The organism is Curtobacterium citri (genome assembly GCF_030362955.1).
GTDB lineage: Bacteria > Actinomycetota > Actinomycetes > Actinomycetales > Microbacteriaceae > Curtobacterium > Curtobacterium citri.
In genome coordinates this window covers 99,637-118,659 of sequence record NZ_JAUCML010000006.1, presented here as the reverse complement: position 1 = coordinate 118,659, position 19,023 = coordinate 99,637, and the positions used below count along the sequence as shown (strand labels likewise).

Annotated in this window: 20 protein-coding genes and 1 pseudogene; 13 read left to right on the top strand and 8 right to left on the bottom strand. The window is 72.9% G+C overall.

Features of this window, described 5'->3' with window-relative positions; all coding sequences use genetic code 11:
• Window positions 1–54: 54 nt before the first annotated feature.
• Complete coding sequence (locus QUG92_RS10845) at window positions 55–534, top strand: MarR family transcriptional regulator (protein ID WP_289459036.1); 480 nt, start codon at window positions 55–57, stop codon at window positions 532–534.
• A gap of 166 nt (window positions 535–700) precedes the next feature.
• Window positions 701–2,599, top strand: a complete 1,899-nt coding sequence (locus QUG92_RS10840) for an ABC transporter ATP-binding protein (RefSeq protein WP_289459034.1) — start codon at window positions 701–703, stop codon at window positions 2,597–2,599.
• A gap of 91 nt (window positions 2,600–2,690) precedes the next feature.
• Here the strand turns inward: QUG92_RS10840 and QUG92_RS10835 are convergent, their stop codons facing one another.
• From QUG92_RS10835 to QUG92_RS10825, 3 genes are all read right to left on the bottom strand, one after another.
• Window positions 2,691–3,533, bottom strand: a complete 843-nt coding sequence (locus QUG92_RS10835) for a glycoside hydrolase family 16 protein (protein WP_289459032.1) — start codon at window positions 3,531–3,533, stop codon at window positions 2,691–2,693.
• A gap of 203 nt (window positions 3,534–3,736) precedes the next feature.
• Window positions 3,737–4,420: a DUF1345 domain-containing protein gene (locus tag QUG92_RS10830; RefSeq protein WP_289459031.1), complete on the bottom strand. Its 684-nt coding sequence runs from the start codon at window positions 4,418–4,420 to the stop codon at window positions 3,737–3,739.
• Window positions 4,421–4,671: 251 nt separating this feature from the next.
• Complete coding sequence (locus tag QUG92_RS10825) at window positions 4,672–5,439, bottom strand: inositol monophosphatase family protein (protein ID WP_289459030.1); 768 nt, start codon at window positions 5,437–5,439, stop codon at window positions 4,672–4,674.
• A 137-nt stretch (window positions 5,440–5,576) separates the two neighbouring features.
• On the opposite strand from QUG92_RS10825, the gene QUG92_RS10820 reads away from it, so the two are divergent.
• Window positions 5,577–6,134, top strand: coding sequence for a DUF6611 family protein (locus QUG92_RS10820; RefSeq protein ID WP_353063042.1), 558 nt, complete (start codon window positions 5,577–5,579; stop codon window positions 6,132–6,134).
• Window positions 6,135–6,300: 166 nt separating this feature from the next.
• Here the strand turns inward: QUG92_RS10820 and QUG92_RS10815 are convergent, their stop codons facing one another.
• The 3 genes from QUG92_RS10815 to QUG92_RS10805 all read right to left on the bottom strand — a co-directional run bounded on the left by QUG92_RS10815 (window position 6,301) and on the right by QUG92_RS10805 (window position 9,685).
• On the bottom strand, window positions 6,301–7,230 hold the full coding sequence (locus QUG92_RS10815) for an acetamidase/formamidase family protein (RefSeq protein WP_289459028.1): 930 nt from the start codon (window positions 7,228–7,230) through the stop codon (window positions 6,301–6,303).
• Window positions 7,227–8,618, bottom strand: a complete 1,392-nt coding sequence (locus QUG92_RS10810; RefSeq protein WP_289459027.1) for an APC family permease — start codon at window positions 8,616–8,618, stop codon at window positions 7,227–7,229. Before QUG92_RS10810 ends, QUG92_RS10815 begins: the two co-directional genes overlap by 4 nt.
• 152 nt (window positions 8,619–8,770) lie before the next feature.
• On the bottom strand, window positions 8,771–9,685 hold the full coding sequence (locus QUG92_RS10805; RefSeq protein ID WP_289459025.1) for a proline iminopeptidase-family hydrolase: 915 nt from the start codon (window positions 9,683–9,685) through the stop codon (window positions 8,771–8,773).
• Between the two features lie 84 nt (window positions 9,686–9,769).
• Here QUG92_RS10805 and QUG92_RS10800 point away from each other — a divergent pair, with 84 nt between their 5' ends.
• The 6 genes from QUG92_RS10800 (at window position 9,770) to QUG92_RS10775 (ending at window position 15,535) form a co-directional block, all read left to right on the top strand.
• Window positions 9,770–10,501: a FadR/GntR family transcriptional regulator gene (locus tag QUG92_RS10800; RefSeq protein WP_289459024.1), complete on the top strand. Its 732-nt coding sequence runs from the start codon at window positions 9,770–9,772 to the stop codon at window positions 10,499–10,501.
• Window positions 10,502–10,578: 77 nt separating this feature from the next.
• The gene (locus tag QUG92_RS10795) at window positions 10,579–11,262 is read left to right on the top strand and encodes a response regulator transcription factor (protein ID WP_182047961.1); all 684 of its coding nucleotides are present in this window, start codon (window positions 10,579–10,581) and stop codon (window positions 11,260–11,262) included.
• 5 nt (window positions 11,263–11,267) lie between these two features.
• Entirely contained in the window at window positions 11,268–12,632 is a 1,365-nt protein-coding gene (locus QUG92_RS10790) for a sensor histidine kinase (RefSeq protein ID WP_182047962.1), read from the top strand.
• A 124-nt stretch (window positions 12,633–12,756) separates the two neighbouring features.
• Window positions 12,757–14,211 carry a ferredoxin reductase family protein gene (locus QUG92_RS10785; RefSeq protein WP_289459021.1) on the top strand — a complete coding sequence of 485 codons (1,455 nt, stop codon included), beginning with the start codon at window positions 12,757–12,759 and terminating at the stop codon, window positions 14,209–14,211.
• Window positions 14,208–14,759 (top strand): FMN-binding protein, encoded by a 552-nt coding sequence (locus tag QUG92_RS10780; protein ID WP_259346271.1) that lies wholly within the window; start codon window positions 14,208–14,210, stop codon window positions 14,757–14,759. The genes QUG92_RS10785 and QUG92_RS10780 overlap by 4 nt, the downstream gene beginning before the upstream one ends.
• Entirely contained in the window at window positions 14,756–15,535 is a 780-nt protein-coding gene (locus tag QUG92_RS10775; RefSeq protein WP_259346272.1) for an FAD:protein FMN transferase, read from the top strand. The genes QUG92_RS10780 and QUG92_RS10775 overlap by 4 nt, the downstream gene beginning before the upstream one ends.
• A gap of 21 nt (window positions 15,536–15,556) precedes the next feature.
• Here the strand turns inward: QUG92_RS10775 and QUG92_RS10770 are convergent, their stop codons facing one another.
• Window positions 15,557–16,033, bottom strand: coding sequence for a cupin domain-containing protein (locus tag QUG92_RS10770; protein ID WP_289459019.1), 477 nt, complete (start codon window positions 16,031–16,033; stop codon window positions 15,557–15,559).
• Between the two features lie 114 nt (window positions 16,034–16,147).
• On the opposite strand from QUG92_RS10770, the pseudogene QUG92_RS10765 reads away from it, so the two are divergent.
• From QUG92_RS10765 to QUG92_RS10755, 3 genes and pseudogenes are all read left to right on the top strand, one after another.
• A pseudogene (locus QUG92_RS10765) lies at window positions 16,148–16,771 on the top strand (helix-turn-helix transcriptional regulator); the annotation flags it as partial.
• A 221-nt stretch (window positions 16,772–16,992) separates the two neighbouring features.
• On the top strand, window positions 16,993–17,379 hold the full coding sequence (locus QUG92_RS10760; protein ID WP_182047965.1) for a VOC family protein: 387 nt from the start codon (window positions 16,993–16,995) through the stop codon (window positions 17,377–17,379).
• 23 nt (window positions 17,380–17,402) lie between these two features.
• Window positions 17,403–17,747, top strand: coding sequence for a hypothetical protein (locus tag QUG92_RS10755; protein WP_182047966.1), 345 nt, complete (start codon window positions 17,403–17,405; stop codon window positions 17,745–17,747).
• Here the strand turns inward: QUG92_RS10755 and QUG92_RS10750 are convergent.
• Window positions 17,715–17,957, bottom strand: coding sequence for a hypothetical protein (locus QUG92_RS10750; protein WP_289459018.1), 243 nt, complete (start codon window positions 17,955–17,957; stop codon window positions 17,715–17,717). The genes QUG92_RS10755 and QUG92_RS10750 overlap by 33 nt on opposite strands.
• Window positions 17,958–18,277: 320 nt before the next feature.
• On the opposite strand from QUG92_RS10750, the gene QUG92_RS10745 reads away from it, so the two are divergent.
• Entirely contained in the window at window positions 18,278–18,904 is a 627-nt protein-coding gene (locus QUG92_RS10745; protein WP_289459017.1) for a DUF2625 family protein, read from the top strand.
• The last annotated feature ends 119 nt before the right edge of the window (window positions 18,905–19,023 follow it).

Below are 19,023 nucleotides of genomic sequence, written 5' to 3'. Positions count from 1 at the left end.
GTCCAGGACGAGCGTTCCTCGAGGACGAGCGCGGGACGCCGTTAGGCTGACGCGGTGACCAGTGCCGAGGAGTCCGCAGCGGGGACGGAGTCCGTCGTCGTCGACGCATCGGTCGTCGGGCTCGGCATCGTGCTGCGCTCGCTCGCCCCGGCCCTCGAGCACGTCACCCTGCAGCAGTACCGGATCCTCGTGCTGCTCGTGACCCGCGGCCCGATGCGCGCGGGAGACCTGGCCGACGAGCTCGGCCTGCTGCCGTCCGGCATCACGAGGATGGTGGACCGGCTCGTCCGCGACGACTGGGTCAGCAGACGGGTGTCCGGACGCGAGGTCACCGTCACGGCCAAGCCCGCGGCGACCGCCCTCGTCGAGCAGGTGCTCGATCGCCGCGCCGCCGAGTTCCGCGGGGCGCTCCGCCGGATGTCCGAGGACGAGCGGCGGGCGGTGCGACGGGCAGCGGAGGCGCTGGTCCGCTCCGCCACGGCGGCGCCGCTCCTCGATGCGCACCTGCTCCTCGGGACGCACCCGCAGCACTGACGGCGGACGGACGACGCACCCGCAGCACCGACCGCGGGCGGACGACGCACCCGCAGCACTGACCGCGGACGTAGGCTGGCTCGGGTCCGCGGCGCACCGTCGCCGTGACGTGACCACCGGGCCCACGCCCGTCGAACCGGGCCCGGCGCCCCGGGAAGGAACTGCCATGAGCATGGAAGGCGCAGCCTGGAGCTCGCTGTACAAGATCTCGTCGGCGAAGGACAGCGGTCGCGGGTTCTCGCGCGAGTCGTTCCGACGGATCATGACGTTCGCCGTGCCGTACCGGTCGAAGCTGGTCGTCTTCATCCTGCTGTCGGTCGTCGGGGCCTTCCTCGCGGTCGCGACGCCGGTCCTGGCCGGTCGCGTGGTCGACGTGATCGTCGCCCGCGGGGCGCTCGGCACGATCGTCGCGCTGGCCGTCCTGATCGCCGTCGTCGCGGTCGCCGACGCCGGTGCCTCGCTCGCGACGCGCTGGTACTCGGCGCGGATCGGTGAGGGGGTCATCCTCGACCTCCGGACGGCCGTGTTCGACCACGTGCAGAAGATGCCGATCGCGTTCTTCACCCGCACCCGCACGGGAGCGCTCGTCAGCCGGCTCAACAACGACGTGATCGGCGCGCAGCAGGCCTTCAGCGGGACCCTGTCCGGCGTCGTCACGAACCTCGTCGCGCTGATCCTCACCCTGACCGTCATGCTCAGCACGTCGTGGCTCGTGACCGTCCTCGCGGTGGTCATGCTCCCGCTGTTCCTCGTCCCCGCACGTCGGATGGGCACCCGGCTCGCCGCGCTCCGCCGCGAGGCCGCCGACCACAACTCGGCGATGAGCACCCAGATGACCGAGCGCTTCTCGGCCCCCGGCGCAACGCTCGTCAAGCTCTTCGGGCGCCCCGACGAGGAGGCCGAGGAGTTCCGGGTCCGCGCGGCCCGGGTCCGCGACATCGGTGTCCGGACGGCGATGCTGCAGTTCGTCTTCGTCACGGCGCTGACCCTCGTGGCCGCGCTCGCCCTCGCGCTCGTCTACGGGCTCGGCGGCGCGCTCGCACTCGGCGGGCAGCTCAACACGGGCGACGTCGTCACCCTGGCGCTCCTGCTCACCCGGCTCTACGCGCCGCTGACCAGCCTGGCGAACGCCCGCGTCGAGATCATGAGCGCGGTGGTGAGCTTCGAGCGGGTGTTCGAGGTGCTCGACCTCCGACCGCTGATCACGGAGAAGCCGGACGCCGTCACGGTCGCCGACGGCCCGGTGGCGGTGGAGTTCGACGACGTGCGCTTCGCCTACCCGTCGGCGGACAAGGTGTCGCTCGCGTCCCTCGAGGAGGTCTCGACGCTGGACACCCGCGGCGGCGAGGAGGTGTTGCACGGCGTCTCGTTCCGGATCGAACCGGGACAGACGGTCGCCCTCGTCGGCACGTCCGGCGCGGGAAAGTCGACCGTCGCCCAGTTGCTCGCACGCCTCTACGACGTCGACAGCGGCGCCGTCCGGCTCGGCGGCACGGACGTCCGCGACGTCAGCTTCGCCTCCATGCGCAACACCCTCGGCATGGTGACCCAGGACGGGCACCTGTTCCACGAGACGATCCTCGCCAACCTGCGGCTCGCCCGACCGGAGGCGACCGTCGACGAGGTCTGGGACGCCGTCCGCCGGGCACGGCTCGAGCCGCTCGTCCGGTCGCTGCCCGACCAGCTGGACACCATGGTGGGGGAGCGCGGCTACCGCCTGTCGGGTGGTGAGCGGCAGCGCATGACGATCGCGCGCCTCCTCCTCGCCCAGCCGCGCGTGGTGATCCTCGACGAGGCGACCGCGGCACTCGACTCCACGTCGGAGGCGGCCGTGCAGGCCGCGCTGAGCGAGGCGCTCGAGGGGCGCACCGCGATGGTCATCGCCCACCGCCTGTCGACCATCCGGAGTGCGGACCTGATCCTCGTCGTCGAGGACGGCTCGATCGTGGAGCGCGGCACGCACGAGCAACTGCTCGCCGCGGGCGGCCGGTACGAGGAGCTGCACCGGACCCAGTTCGCCGTCCAGCAGGACGCCGTCGCGCAGGACGCGGAGCTGCCTGCCTGACGCCGTCGGGAGCGGACCGACGGACGGACGGGAGGCGCGTGGCTAGGCCGCCACGCGCCTCCCGTCCGTCACCGGTCGCGTCGGGACGCGATCAGTCCCAGATCGAGATCCAGTCGATGTCGACGTGGCCGTCGGCCCACCACGGGACGTCGCCGGTGATCGCGGTCTCGGCCTGCAGCGTCACGCGCATCGGGTCCTTCGGCACACCCGACCAGGTCTGCGAGACGAGCTGGTCGTCCCAGTAGAAGCGGACCACGCCGTGGTCCCACTCGGTCGTCGCGACGTGGTACCCGCTGCTCTGCGTCGTCGACGTGTGCTGCTGCACGCTCGAGTCGAAGCGCATCATGCCCCGGGACCACGTCCCGGGGATGGCCGCTGCGGGGCGCACCGTGCTGTCGAGGTCGCCCTCGGGCCAGTCGATCTCGCCCTTGTTCCAGTCGTCGTCGGTGGGCCAGAGCATGCCGACGAACTTGTAGCCGGGCGTGTCCGTCGTCTTGTAGCGGATCGAGACCCGGCCGGTCTCGTGCGGCGCGTACCCGTCGGGCAGCACGGTGGCGACGAGCGGGCGCCCGTTCTCCGTGTGCAGTCGGAAGTCGAGGTTGCCGTTGCTGACGCTGAGCACCTTGTCGGGGGCGTAGTACCCGCGCCCGCTGGTGTCCGAGTAGCCGGAGTAGGCCTCCATCTCCGGGTACTCCCGTAGGACGCTGCCCAGGCGGGCGTCCCGGTCGAAGTCCTCCGCGTACGACTGCTTCCAGGTGCGGCCGTTCGAGTACAGGTCGCCCTTCGGCATCGCGGTGAGCGAGTCCGTCGCCGCCTCCGAGGGTGTCGCCTGCTGCGTCATGCCGATGACGAGTGCCCCGGCCGCCGCGAACGCCGCGCCGGTGGCGATGCGACGCTTCCGGCGCCCGCTCGTGTTCCGTGTGTCGTTCTTCATGTGAGTAGTTGATTCCCTGTCGTTTCCCTGAGCGCGGCCCTCCGGTGGGGCGCAGCGCGGCCGAACGGTACCTTCTGTGCCACCCCCGAACGGGGGGAAGAAGGTGTCGCGTCACCCTCGCGCTGTCCCCCTTTCGCCCCACTCCCCAGGCTGGGAGCGGGCACTGGCGGCTGAGCACATCTTCAGGACACGGCTCCGAAGGTTCAGTTCCCGAGTCCGGCGACGAGGTTCACGACGCTCGCGATGACGACGGTCCCGAAGAAGAACGAGAGCAGCGCGTGCCGGAGCGTCACCACCCGGATCCTGCTCGCCGTGATCGAGGTGTCCGACACCTGGTACGTCATCCCCACCGTCAGGGCGAAGTAGGCGAAGTCCGAGTACCGCGGGGGTTCCTGCTGGTTGAAGTCGATGCCGCCCGGGGTCCCGCTGTACCAGAGCTCGGCGTAGCGCAGGGTGAACAGGGTCTGCACGAGCATCCACGACAGGGCCACGCTGACCACGCCGAGTGCTGCTGCGAGGTCCTGCGACGGACCGTGCAGCCCCTTCGCGGTGCTGAGCACGACCAGGAGCGCGACGACGCTCGCACCGGCGGCACCAACGAGCAGCAGGTCGGAGACCGTCCGCCGCGGGTCCTCCCGCGAGGCGAGCCGCGCGGTCCGGTCGGCGTCCGCCCGGAGCAGGGGCAGCGCGGTGACGACGTACACCGCGCACGCGGCCGCCCACCCGATCGACGCCGCCCAGCGCGGACCGACCGTGACGCTCGTGACGCCCGCGACGACGGCGCCGACCACCACCGTCAGGACGAGGCGGTCCCGGTAGCGGCGGGTCCGGCCGACGTGCGGTGGGGCTGACGGCGGCGGGGTGGACGGGGACGCGGGCTGGCTCACGCCGCGCAGCCTCCCGCCGCCGGCCGCCAGGCAGCCGGGACGGTGGCCGGCGGGGCTGAGGGTGTGTCCAGCAGGACGGCCGTCGGGACGCACCGGAGCAGCCCGGCGATCGGTGCCACGGCTGCAGCGGGTGGGCGGGCGGAGCGGCGGTCAGGGACGTGTCGGCGCGCGGAGCGCCCGCCAGCTCACCGCACCCGCGGCGGCCGCGGCGGCCGCGAGTACCGCGATCGCGCCGGGCGGGGTCGCTCCGGTCAGGCGGCGCCGTCCGACCCTGCCGTCAGCAGGGCGACCGCCTCCCGCACCGCCGTCGGCGCCCCGGCCAGGTGCCAGTCGTGGCCGTGCGCCGTCACGATCGTCGCCACCCCGCCGGCGCCCTCGACGAGCGCCCGCCCGGGCAACCAGTCCCAGTCGGCGCAGTCCGTCTGGACCCAGAGCCCGATCCGGCCCGCGGCCACGTCGACGAGGTCGCACGACCCGGATCCGCTGATCCGGATCGTCGCCGCGGCGCCGAGCAGCGCGAACACCGTGGGCGCCGCGTCGTCGCGGAGGTGTGAGGCGTTCAGGAAGGTCGCGACGCTGCCGGTGCCGAGTGCCACGTCGGGCACGTCCGGGACCGGCTCACCGTCGCGCGTCGTCCGGCCGTCGGACGCGACCCAGGTCTCGTCGGGCAGGTGTCGCCGGACCGCACCGACACGCAGCACGCCGTCGACCTCGAGCGACACCGCGCTGCACCACGCCGGCAGTCCGGCGACGTAGTTGAACGTGCCGTCGATCGGGTCCACCGTCCAGCGCCGTCCGGTGGCCGCCTCGACCTGCGCGCCCTCCTCGCCGAGCACCCCGTCGTCGGGCCGGTGCTCCCGGAGCAGCCGGCGCACGAGGTCCTCCGCGGCACGGTCGGCTGCCGTGACGAGGTCGGCGGCCGAGGTCTTGCGCTCGGCCGCGGTGCCGGTGGTGCGCATCTCGGCGGCGAGTCGGGCGGCGTCGGTCACGAGGGTGGCGGCGAGGGCGTGGTCGTCCATCCGGTCACGGTACCGGGCACCGTCCCTCGGACCGGGCGGGGCGCACGGGTGCCGTACGGAAGCGCCGGTCGTCCGTCAGGGAGCCGTCAGGACCGGCACGGCGCGGCGCGCGCGGCACGAGGCTGGCCGTCGTGGACATGCACCGAGAACGACCGCCGCACCGTGTCGCACGGACCGGCTGGCACCCCTGGGGCCGCTGCGCCGTGCAGCCCGTCACCCGCGCCCTGTGGAGCGGCCGCACGCTCGAGGTCCACCCGCCGGGCACCACGACCGGCGAGCACCTCCTGCTGCGGGCGCTGCAGGCGTGGGCGGTCGGCGGAGCCGTCGGCGCGGTGGGCCTCGTCGTCGCGGCACACGAGGCACCGGTGGTCGGGGTCGTGCTCGCGGTCGTCGTCTACGTCGCCGGGTTCGTGGTCCTCGCCCGGGCCACCCGTCGGTTCCGTCCCGGCGTCCGGACGCTGACGGTGACGGTCTTCCACGGCAACGGCCGCCCGGAGGTGCACGGCGACGTGCGGCTCCTCGAGACCTCGCTCGACCTGCTCTGCCTCGCCGAGACCGCCGTGCGGCGCGGGCAGCTCTCCCGCGTCGAGTACGAGGCGATCTGGGGGCAGGTCTGGGCGGCGATGCCCGCTCGGCCGCAGCGGGTGGAGCACCGCTCCGGCGCGCGGACGACTCGTCGGACGGCCCACTCGTGACCGCCGTCGTGGGGACGGCGACCGGGCCGGTCGACCCGGACCCGGAGGACCTGACGGTGGTGCTCGGCTACGACTGAGCGGGCAGCGGTCGTGGCCAGCCCGACCGCTCGTCGGACGGGAGGCGCGTGGCGGCCCCGCCACGCGCCTCCCGTCCGTCCTCGTCGCGCTACAGCACCGCCTTCGGCACCCGGTGCAGCGTCACCGCCCCGACGGCCGCGAAGGGGTGCAGCGGGTCCGGGTCGCCCGACCCGGTCGGCCCGCCGAGCTTCGAGTCGCCGACGGCGCTGAGCACCGCGTACGCGTCGTCGGCGCTCCACCCGTGCTCGTCGACGAGGAAGGCGAAGGCGTCCTCGTACCCGCGCCGGACGCTCTCCTGCACCGGGTCGCCGAGGCCGACGAAGAGCCACTCGTCGTCGGTCTCGATCCGCGGTGCCCGGAGCACGGGGCCGCCCCGCACGAGGTCGACGGACACGATCGCCGTGCCCTGCGCCTCGATCGCGACGAAGGACGACTCGCCCTCGGCCATGATCGCGTGGACGTCCCCGATGGACAGCAGGGCGCCGGGAACCCGGACGGGCAGGTACACGGTCGAGCCGGGCCGGGCCTCGGTGACGTCCATGTTCCCGCCCTCGGCGTACGCCGGCATGATCGTCGAGTTCGTCCCGGTCGCCGGTGCGACGCCGATGCAGCCGATCATCGGCCGGACGGGGAACGCGTGCCGGTCGGTGACGTGGACGACGCCGTCCTCGATCGGGCAGCGGCGGGCGAACACCCCCTCGGGCATGACGTGCTGGAGCGCCCCGGAGCCGGGGAGCGACACCGACCAGCCGTGGGTCGTGAGCTGGATGTCGTGGATGTGCACGGCGAGGGTGTCGCCCGGCATCGCCCCCTCGACGAAGACGGGTCCGGTGACCGGGTTGATCGGGGCCTGCAACTGCGCCAGGTCGTGGTGCCGGTCGAGCTCGGCGTAGACGGCGTCGGTCGTCTCGAAGCCGATCGTCTCGCCGGTGCCGGGCGTGATGCGGAGCACGGGCTCGCGGGCGGGGTCGAACCCGGGGACGCCGAGGGTGTTCGGCAGGTGGTGGTCGGGGGTCATGCGGGGTCTCCTTCGGAGCCGACCTCGGTGGATCGGCCGGTCGAGCGGTAGTAGAGGAAGACCGCGGCACCGACGACGAGCCAGATGATCCCGCCGACCTTCGCCTCGACCGCGGCGTTGAGCAGCACGTACCCGATGATGAGGAAGCCGATCAGCGGCACGACCAGGTGCAGCAGCCAGTTCCGCGACCTCCCCTTCACGACGTGGTGCACGAACACCGACACGTGCAGGAGCATGAAGCCGAACAGCGCGCCGAAGTTCACCAGCGACGAGATCGTGTCGATCTGTCCGACGAAGAACAGCACGAGGATCGCGGACAGCACCGACACGACGATGATCGCGTTCTGCGGCACCAGGCGGCCGTTCAACCTGTGCAGGAACGCCGGGAGTTGTCGGTCGCGGCTCATGGAGAAGAGCAGGCGGCTCGTCGCGGCCTGCGCGGCCATCGCGTTGGCGATGCCGACCGCGAGGACGTTCACCGCGAAGAACGCGGTCGCCCACCCGCTCGACGAGGCCTGCTCGACGATGGTGAAGAACGCGTTGCCGGCCTCGCCCTCGGGGAACGCGTCCCGCCCGGCGGCGAGGGCCGAGGCGAGCCAGGTCTGCAGGACGAACAGGAACGCGACGATCACGAGCGCGAGGATCATCGCGGTGCCGGCACCGCCGCGGCGACCGGTCGACTCCTCGGACAGCGTCGAGATGCCGTCGAAGCCGAGGAAGCTCAGCACCGCGATCGACAGGGCGCTGGCGATGAGCGGTGCGGAGACCTTCGACGGGTCCCAGACCTGGTCGGTGCTGAACGAGGCGCCGGGGACCGTGCCGCCGGTCAGGGCGACGATCGCGATCACGACGAAGATCGCCACGAACACGAGCTCGATCAGCAGGAACACCCGGTTCGCGACCTTGAGCGACGAGACGCCGAGCAGGTTGATCACCGTGTTGATCGCGACGAACACGAGCGCCCACAGCCAACGGGGCGTGCCGGGGAAGATGCCGACCATGCTCTCGGCCGCGAACACGTAGAGCAGCGTCGGGACGAGCAGGTAGTCGAGCAGGATCGCCCAGCCGGCGAAGAACCCGGCGGTCGGGTGGATGCCACGGCCGACGTACGAGAACACGCTGCCGGCGAGGGGGATCGACTTCGCCATCTGCGCGTAGGCGAGTGCGGTGAAGATCATCGCGACGAGGCCGACGATGTACACGAGCGGGACCATGCCGCTCGAGGCGTTGTAGACGGTGCCGAAGATCGCCCACGGGGCGATCGGCACCATGAAGACGAGCCCGTAGACGAGCAGGTCGGTGGTGGAGACGGAGCGCTTGAGCTCCTGCTTGTAGCCGTAGGCCTCGAGCTGCTGCTGTGCAGAGAGCTCGCTGTGCTGCTGCGACATCGTGGTTCCGTTCGGGGAGACGGTGCGTGGGAAGGGGGTGCCGGACGCCGGGCGCGTGGCTGGGTGGGCGCGCCGGTCGGGTCCGGAGGGGCGGCGGCCGGGAGGCGCGTGGCGGGGTGGGTGCGCGCCTCCCGGCTGGCGGGTCGGTCGGGTCAGCCGGTGGGCTGGTCGTCGTGCTCGGCGAGGAAGGCCGCGATCACGCGGCGGAACTCCTCGGGCTGCTCCAGGTGCGAGCAGTGGCTCGCGCCGGGGAAGACGTGCTGGCGGACGTCGGCGATGCGCTCGACGAAGGGCTGCCAGGTGGCGGGGGTGGCCTCGTCGTGCTCGCCGGCGACGACGAGGGTCGGGGTGACCACGCGGTCGAGGCGGTCGACGACGGTCCAGTCGCGCATCGTGCCGATGACGTGGAACTCGTTCGGGCCGTTCATGGTGTGGTAGACCGTCGGCTCCTGCTCCATCTGCGTCTCGGAGTCCACGAAGTCCTGCGGCATGGGGACGACGCGGCAGACGTGGCGCTCGTAGAAGACCTGCGTGGCGGCGAGGTACTCGGGGTCGTCGACGGTGCCGGCGTCCTCGTGACGGGTGAGGGCGTCCTGCACGTCCTGCGGCAGCTGCGCCCGGAGCTCGGCCGCGCCGTCCACCCAGAGCTGCATCGACGCGGGGGAGTTGCAGATCGCGAGCGACCGCAGGTGCTCCGGCTGTCGGACCGCGATCTCCGACCCGAGCATGCCGCCCCACGACTGGCCGAGGACGTGGTGCTCGCCGAGCCCGAGGTGCTCGACCAGGTCGGTGTACTCGTCGACGAACAGCTGCGGCGTCCACGAGTCGACCGGGGCATCCGGGCGGTGGGAGCTCCGGCCGCAGCCGAACTGGTCGTGGTGCACCACGGTGCGGCCGGTCTCGTCGGCCAGGGCCGCGAGGTTCCGGAGGTAGTCGTGCGCCATGCCGGGGCCGCCGTGCAGGACGACGAGGGGCAGCGCACCCGGCACCGGAGTGTCCGGTTCGGTGACGCGGTACCAGGTGTGGCCGTCGCGGAACGGCATCGTGCCTTCGGTGATGCGGGACATGACGCACAGCATGGCCCGCCCAAAGGTTCCCTGCAATACCTTTCCTGGTCCCGTAACGTGGACGAAACGCAGGGAGGGGCAGGAGTGCCAGATCGCGCGACGGAGACCCGGGTCGACGAGGTCGAGGACCGGCTCGTCACGGCCGTGGCCGTCGGGGAGTACCTGCCCGCGTCACGGCTCCCGCCGGAGCGCGAGCTCGCGGTGCTCCTCGGGGTCGGACGCGTGACGGTCCGCGCCGCACTCGCCCGGCTCGTCGACCGCGGCCTGCTCGAGACCCGACGCGGCCGCGGCGGCGGCACCTTCGTGCGGACGCAGTGGCCCGACACGTCGTCGGACGCCGTCGGACGGACGCTCCTGGCGCGCTGGGCGGGCATCCGCGACACCGCCGACGCGATCGCACTGCTGCACGGTGCGCTCGCCACCGCCGCCGCCGAGCGCATCGGCGACGACGGACGAGCGGCGCTCCGCGACCGGCTGGACGCCTTCCGGGCGGCCGCCTCCGGGTTCGAGAAGCAGCAGGCGGACGCCGTCCTGCACCGTACGATCATCGACGCCGCGGGCAACGAGGTGCTCGCCGCTACGCTCGCCGGACTCGAGTCGCAGGTGTCCATCGCCGCACCCGCGCACCTGTGGGGCACGGCCGAGGGCATGGCGGAGATGGAGGCGCGGGCGCTCCGGGAGCACGAGGAGCTCGTCGACGCGGTCTGCGACGGCCGTCCGGTGGACGCCGGGGTGGTGGCCCGTCGGCACGTGGGGATCGACCTCGAGCTGCTCGAGCGGGCGATGTTGCGGGCGGGGCAGGTGCCGCGGGGTTGACCCGGTCGTGCTCGGTGCCGCGCGTCGCTGCGGGCGGCAGCGGTGTCGGGCATGATTGCGGCACGGAAGGAGCGCACGTGGCGGACATCCTGGTGGTGGAGGACGATCCGGAGATGGGTGCGCTCGTCGAACGGGGCCTGGTCGGCGAGGGACACCGCGTGACCCTGGTCACGGACGGGGTCGCCGCGCTCGTCGCCGCCGCAGCGCACCGGTTCGACGCCGCCGCGATCGACGTCATGCTGCCCGAGATGAGCGGCTTCGAGGTGTGCCGCCGACTGCGCGAGACGGGTCAGGAACTCCCGGTGATCCTCGTCACCGCCCGCGACGCCGTCGACGACCGGGTCTTCGGGCTCGACGCGGGAGCGGACGACTACCTGACGAAGCCGTTCGCGATCGCGGAGCTCAACGCACGCCTGCGCGCCCACCTCCGACGCCGAGCCGCCGGGTCGGCCACGGTGGTCGAGGCCGGGCACGTCCGGCTCGACACCGTCACCGTCCGGGCGACGGTCGCCGGCCGCGACCTGCCGCTCAGCGTCAAGGAGTTCTCGCTCCTGCGGTTCCTGGCCCAGGGGTCCCCGGAGACCCGGTCCCGTGCCGAGGTGCTCCGGGAGGTCTGGGGGAGCGCCGAGCACTTCGACCCGACGATCGTCGACCAGTACGTCAGCTACGTCCGCAAGAAGCTCCACGCATCGGGAGCCGACGTCGTCATCCGCACGGTCCGGGGCGTCGGGTACGCGCTCGACGTCGTGCCACTGCCGTGAGGTGGGTGCGGCGCCTGTCGGTCCGCGCGCGCATCACGATCGGGAGCACGCTCGTCGGCGCGGTGGTCCTCACCCTGGTCGCACTCGTCCTGCACGTGCAGGTGCAGGAGGCCACGCTGGCGACCGACCGGTCCCTCGCCGCCGGTGACGGTGCGTCCTTCGTCGCCGACCTGCGGAGCAATCCCGGTGAGACGCCGGACCGTCCGTCCGAGGGCGTCCTCGTCGGCATCCGCGACGACGACGGCACGTGGCTGCTCGACACGCTCCCCGCCGACGTGCGAGGCGCACTGCCCCCGGGCGTCCCGCGCGAGCCGACCACGAGGCGCGTCGGGAGCGGCCACCGGCAGGCCACGGTCGTCGGGACACCGGTCCGGACCGCCGTCGGCGACTTCGTGGTGTGGTCCGCGCACGACGGGCGCGCCGGGCACCAGACTGTCGAGCGCTTCGACCGGTCGCTCGTGACGGGCACGCTGCTCGCCCTCGCCGCGTCCGCGGTCGGCGCGTGGTTGCTGTCCACCGTGGCCCTCCGACCGGTCACCAGGATGCGCCGGACGGCGGAGGCGCTGCGTCGTGGCGACACGAGCCTCGGGGACGCCACGGGGCACCTGCCGGTCGGGCCCTCCGACGACGAACTCGCCGACCTCGCCCGCACGCTCAACGCGTTCCTCGACCGGCAGCGCGTCGACGCCGCCCGCGAACGCCGCATGGTGTCGGACGCCAGCCACGAGCTCCGGACACCCCTCGCCGCGCTGACCGCACGGCTCGAGCTGGCGCACCGGGCGTCGGGGGACGCCGTCGCGCTCGAGCGGGAGCTGTCGGCAGCCGAGGCGGACGCCGCGCGGCTCGTCGCCCTCGCCGAGACGATGCTCGAGCTCAGCCGGCTCGACGAGGTCCGGCCGGCGCCGACCACCCCTGCCTCGGCGCTCGTGACGGAGCTGATGGGGTGCGTCGACCGGGCTCGGGCGATCGCCGGCGCGGGGGACGTCGACTTCTCCGTGCGGGTCGCGGACCCGGCCGTCGTGTACGCGGTGACACCCGCTGGGTTCGGCCGGGTCGTCGACAACCTCGTGGCGAACGCCGTCGCGTCGGGAGCGGCCGACGTCGAGGTGCGGATCGCGCTCGACCAGCAGACCGACGGCGTCCTCGTCCTGACCGTCCGCGACGACGGCCCCGGTGTGCCGGACTCGTTCCTGCCGCGCGCGTTCGACCGCTTCACCCGCGCCGACGAGGCCCGGAGGACGACCCTCGGCGGCAGCGGCCTCGGGCTCGCGCTGGTGCGCGGCACCGCCGAACGTGCCGGCGGGTCCGCGTCGCTCGAGAACGGCCCGGACGGAGGCGCGGTGGCCCGCGTCCACCTGCCCGCGCGCTGACCGCCGGGTCCACGCGCCTCCGTTCGAGGACTCGAACGAAGGACCTGGCTCGTTCCGGGCTGCTTCATGGCGGCGGTGTCGACGCTGGGAGGCACCCGATCACCCGCTGGAGAGGACCGAGACGATGATCGACACCGCTCGCCCCGCCGCCCACGAGCCCCACCCCACCGCGCGGCGCTCCCCCCGGCCCCCGACGGAGCCACTGCCGGCCGCCGCACGCCGTCGTCGACGAGACGGATGCCGCCGAGCCGCCGCGGGTGACCTGCTCGGCGTGGCCGCGTGGGCGTCGGCCGCCGTCGCGGTCGCCCTCTGGCTCGCGTCCCCGGGGTCGCACGCGGTGTCCGGCCTCGGCGGCTGGCTCACGGACGCCGGGATCGTCGCCGGCCTCGTCGCGACCGACCTGGTGCTCGTCATGCTCGTGCTCGCCGCACGGGTGCCGCTGCTCGACCGCGTGTTCGGCCAGGACACCGCGATCGCCGTGCACCGGTCGCTCGGCAAGCCCGTGCTGTACCTGCTGCTCGCCCACGGCGCGCTCCTCACGCTCGGGTACGGCACGGCGTCCGGCAGCGGACCGGTCGCCGAGACCGTCTCGCTGTTCTCGACGCCGGACGTGCCGCTGGCCTACCTCGGACTCGGGCTGTTCCTCGTGGTCGTGGTGTCCTCGGTGGTCGCCGTCCGCCGGCACCTGCCCTACGAGGTCTGGCACGTGGTGCACCTGCTCAGCTACGCCGCCGTGCTCGTGGCCCTGCCGCACATGCTCAGCGCCGGCAGCGTCCTCGGACAGGGCACCTGGCAGCGCGTCTACTGGATCGCCGCGTACGTCGTCGCGCTCGGCCTCGTCGCCCTGTACCGCTTCGCGGTGCCGCTCGTGGTGACCCTGCGACACCGGATCCGGGTCGTCGCCGTGGAGCCGATCGCCCCCGGCGTCGTCTCCGTCCACCTGTCGGGGCGGGACCTCGACCGTCTCGGGGTCCGTGGCGGTCAGTACGGGGTCTGGCGCTTCTGGTCCGCGACGACCTGGTGGCACGCCCACCCGGTGTCCTTCTCGGCGGTACCCGGTACGGACCGTGCGCGCATCACCGTGCGCGAGCTCGGCGCGGGGTCGGCGCGGCTCGCTCGCCTCCGTCCCGGGACCGCCGTGTCGCTCGAGGGTCCGTACGGGCTCTTCACCGACGTCGCTCGGACGGCTCCGTACCTCGCACTCGTCGCCTCCGGCATCGGGATCACGCCCGTCCGGGCGCTCCTCGAGGACACCGACCTGCGTCCGGGGGAGGCGACGGTGCTCCTGCGCGGCACCGACGCGTCCCAGCAGTACCTGTGGCAGGAGACCGCGGAGCTCGCGGCCGCGACCGGGACCACGCTGTACGCGATGGTCGGGCACCGGGCGCGTTCCCGGGCGAGCTGGGCCACCGAGGAGGACCTGCGCCGGGGGGTGACCCTGCTGTCGGTGTTCCCGCGGCTCCTCGAGTCGGACCTATACGTCTGCGGACCGCAGGCGTGGTCCGACCTGGTGGTCCGGGAGGCGCGGCTCGCCGGTGTGCCCGAGCACCGCATCCACCAGGAACGGTTCGGGTCGTGAGGGCCCGTGTGGTCGCCGGCGGCATCGTGTCCTCGGCCGCGGTGCTCGTCATCGGCTGGCAGCTCGGCGGGCAGCCGGCCCTGACCGCGCCGGCGCAGCAGGGTACGAGCGCCGGCACGCAGACCGGAGGGACCGGCAGCGCATCGTCCGGTAGCACGTCGTCGGGCACGTCGGGCACGTCCGGCAGCGGGTCGTCGGGCAGCGGGTCGTCCGGCAGCGGGTCGTCCGGCAGCGGGTCGTCCGGCGGTACGGAGTCCGGCGGTTCGGCCGCCTCCGCAACCTTCACCGGCGCCGTGGCCCAGACGCAGTACGGCGACGTGCAGGTCCAGGTCACCGTCGCGGGCGGCAGGATCACCGACGTGACCGCGCTGCACCTCACCGACCGCGACGGTCGATCGGTCGCGATCAGCCAGCAGGCCGCACCGATCCTCCGGCAGGAGGCGCTGCAGGCGCAGTCGGCGCAGATCCAGGCCGTCAGCGGGGCCACCTTCACCAGCGAGGGCTACACGACGTCGCTGCAGTCCGCCCTCGACCAGGCCGGCCTGTGACCGTCACGACCTTCGCGACGATGGGCACGGTCGTCAGCCTCCGGGGTGCCACCCCGGAGGCCGCGGCCGCGGTCCGCGCGGTCTTCGCGGGGTACGACCACCGGTACAGCCTGTACGACCCCGCGTCGGTGCTCAGCCGGATCGCCGCGGGGAGTCTCCGGCTGCCCGACGCTCCGGCACAGGTCCGGGACGTCTACGCACTCGCGCTCGAGTGGCGTGACCGCACCGGCGGCGCCTTCACACCGCACCGCCCGGACGGGGTCGTCGACCTGTCCGGGGTCGTCAAGGCGCTCGCGGTCCGCGATGCGGGCGCCGTCCTCGACGGCTGCGCCGACGACTGGATGATCAGCGCGGGCGGCGACGTGCTGGTGCGCGGACGACACCGCCCCGACGATCCGTGGTCGGTCGGTGTCGTCGACCCCGAGCGGCGTGACACCGTGATCGGCGTGGTGCGCCTCGACGGGTCGAGGCGATCGGTGTGCACCTCGGGTACGGCCGAACGCGGCGAGCACGTCTGGCGCCGGAGCACGCCCGTGTTCGTGCAGGCGACCGTGATCGCCGACGACGTCGTGACCGCCGACGTGCTGGCGACGGCGATCGTGGCCGGCGACGAGGACGACCTCCGCCGGCTCACCGCGGACGGAGCGGTGGACGTGCTGGCCTCCGCCGTCGACGGGACGGTCTGGGCGACGCCCGGTGCGGCAGGGGTCGTGGGCTCGACCATCCCGCCGACCGGGGGCGGCGGGGAGTCGGCGAGCAGCGCCTCCTCGGCGTGAGTGGTGTCGGGGTCGGCGTGTTCAGGGCGCCGAGGTGCCGGGTAGTTGCCCGTAGGTGTCCTCGTCGACCGGCTCGAGCCACTCGTTGCGCACGTCCGGACCGGGCGTGATGAAGGCGATGTGGGAGAACCAGGAGTCGGCCTTCGCACCGTGCCAGTGCTTGGTCCCGGCACGGACGCGGACGGTGGTGCCCGGGGTCATGCTGACGGGGTCGGAGCCTTCGGCCTGGTACCAGCCGGAGCCGGCGGTGCAGAGGAGGATCTGGTCGCCGCCGCCGGTGCCGTGGTGCACGTGCCAGTCGTTGCGGCAGCCGGGTTCGAAGGTGACGTTGCTGACGACGGGTACACCGTCGGTGAGGGGCGCGAGGTAGCTCCGGCCGGTGAAGTACTGGGCGTAGGCGTCGTTCTCCTCGCCGATCGGGAACGGTTGCTCGAACGTCACGTCGGTCATGCGGGGCTCCTCGTCGCGCTCTCGCTGGGCTGCAGGGTCGGCGGTCATGTCCCGACCGTACGACTGCGGGGAGCCCGCTGGGAGGGGCTGTCGTCACCTCCCTCGGGGAGCCGGTCATTTCGTGCTCGTGGCAGCGGTCGGGGTGGTCCCGCCGGCGCCGCGGTGGTCGCCGTGTCGGATGATGGGTCGGTGAACCGGACCGATCGTCTCTACGGCCTCGTGGAGGAACTGCGCGCCGCGTCACCGCGGCCACGGAGCGCGCGACGGCTCGCGGAACGCTTCGAGGTGTCCGTCCGGACCATCGAGCGGGACCTCGCAGCACTGCAGTCGTCGGGACTGCCGATCTGGGCGGAACCCGGACGGACCGGCGGCTACGTCATCGACGCGTCGGCGACGCTCGGCCCGGCGGGGTTCACGCCGGACGAGGCCCTCGCGGTGCTGATCGGGCTCGGCGCGCTCCGTCACAGCCCGTTCCGCCACTCCGCTCGGACCGCCGCTCGGAAGCTGCTCGCGGTCATGCCGGACCCGGAAGCGGCGCGCGCCAGCGCCTTCGCAGCCCGGGTGCACTTCCTCGAGAGCGAGGAGGAGCCGGCCGCGCCGGTCGAGTTCGCCGAGGCACTGCGCGCCGACCGCGTCGTGCAGCTGCACTACCTGGACGCCGCCGGTGCGGAGACCAGTCGCGACGTCGAGCCGTTGGGGTCGATCGAGAAGGACGGGCAGTGGTACCTCATCGCCTGGTGCCGACTCCGCGACGGAGTGCGGGCATTCCGTGCCGACCGGATGCGCTCGATCAGGGTGACCGACGAGCGACCGCAAATGCGCGCACTCCGTGCCGAGGACCTCGCGATCCAGTACGGACGGCTCCGGTCCGTCGTCGACGACTTATCACCGACACCGATCCCGGGAACACCGATCTCGGGGACACCGATCTCGGAAACACCGACAGGACGCTGTCGCGACGACCGGCGACGCTGGTGGGACACCATCAGCACCACCGAAGGAGCCCCATGTCGTTCGCATCCGTCCGCATCGTCACCGACGACCTCGACGGTCTCGTCACGTTCTACGAGAACCTCACCGGTCAGCGAGCGGAGCGCCCCGCTCCGGTCTTCGCGCAGTTCGGCGGCACCGGCGCCGTCCTCGCGATCGCCAGCACCGCGACCGTCGCGATGCTCGGCGGCGCGCTCGTCCCGGCGACGAACCGCTCCGTGTTCATCGAGTTCGAGGTCGCCGACGTCGACGGTGACTTCGCCCGGCTCCAGCCCGCGCCGGAGGACGTCGTGCTCGCACCGACCACGATGCCGTGGGGCAACCGCTCGGCACTCGTGCGGGATCCCGACGGCAACGTCGTCAACCTGTTCAGCAGGCCGACGACTGCGGAGTCGGAGCACTGACTTCCGCGTGAGAAGGTGACGCCGTGGCATCTGCGGAGGACCTCGGACTGATCGAGGACGAAGTACAGCTCGTGCTCGCGGGCCTGCGGGAATGGGGCGGACCAGTACACCTCACCGAGACCCTGGCCCGGGCGTTCGGCTTCGCGGGTGCAACGGACTTCTTCGAGCAGAGCCGGAGGATCCGGGAGTCGCTCGAACGCGGCGCGGCGTTGCCGCCGACCGACTGGCGTCGGGCGCTCCTGGCGACGGAGGTGGCCTTCGCTTCAGACGTCGTCGGGTCGGGGGTCGACTGGGAGACGACGACCGGTGTCCCTGACGCCGTCGCACTCACGCTCCTACGGAGCGTGCAGCGGAAGATCCGGCACTGAGACGGTCGTCCTCCTCCGCCGACGGCGCGCGCGGAGGATGACGAGCAGCAGCACGAACCCGACCGCGCTGCTGACGAGGATGCTCAGCCCCACCTGCACCGTGACGAACGTCCGGTGGCCGAAGAGTGCATCGAGCAGGAGGCCGATGCCGACTGCGAACCCGGCGATCAGCGCTGCGCACACCGGTTCGAGCCAGAGCGGCGACAGCAACGATGCTCGGTCGACGGGGAGATCCTGGTCCAGTCGCTCCCGGTGCGTCCTTCTCCCGGTCGCGGACGGTGATGCCGATCGTCGGACCCCACAGGGCGATGACCGCTTGCCCACCCTCGGGGTCCAGCAGGATCAGCACGACCATCGTCGCCGCCGCGCCGATCAGGTACCACCAGGGGAAGACGCGGCGCAGCGGTACTGCCCAGCGGCCGTCCGGCCCCGTCCCGTCGTTCCTCACGACTGCGTGTCTACACGGGACCTGATCGCATCGATGCGTCCGGGGGTCCGTGGCCGACCGGCGGCCGTGCGACGATCCCCGGGTGACGAAGCTCTCGCAGGACGCCTGGCCCGAACTGTCCGGCCTGATCGCTGCGGCACCGGCCGCGCAGGTCCTCGAGGGTGGGTCCGCCGCAGACCGGGCACACCTCGGTCTCACCGAACGGTCGTACCTCGGCGCCCTGATCGCGCACACCGGGGGGATCACCGTCGACCACGGCTGGCTCCGCCTCCTCGGCGGTGCCGGGGGACGGCTCCCGTCGGTGCTGGACGCCCACACGGACTCGTCGGGACGGTGCGTCGTCGGCTTCGACGTGCTCGGTGGCGTGTTCGCGCTCGACGGCGGCTCGCTCGGTGTCGGAGACGGGCGCGTGTACTACTTCGCCCCCGACAGCCTCCGGTGGGAAGGCCTCGACCTCACGCACAGCGAGTTCCTCACGGCGATGCTCACCGACGCGATCGGGCACTTCTACGGATCGCTCCGGTGGGACGGATGGGCTGCTGACGTCGCTGCCCTCGCGCTCGACCGCGGCTTCTCGATGTACCCGCCGCTCTGGTCCGCGGAGGGCAAGGACCCGAACGCGAGCGACCGGCGGGACGTCCCGATGACGGAGGTCGCGCGCGATCACTGGCCGGCGGCGACGTCGGAACGGTCGGACGGACGTGGCTGAGACGTGATCAGACGACGGGCCGTCATCGGTCGCGAAGGCCGGTGCCGCTGCGGACGCTGCGCGACGCCGCGGTCGACGGCGTCCTCGACATCTGGGGCGCCGCGGCCCCCGGAACCGCA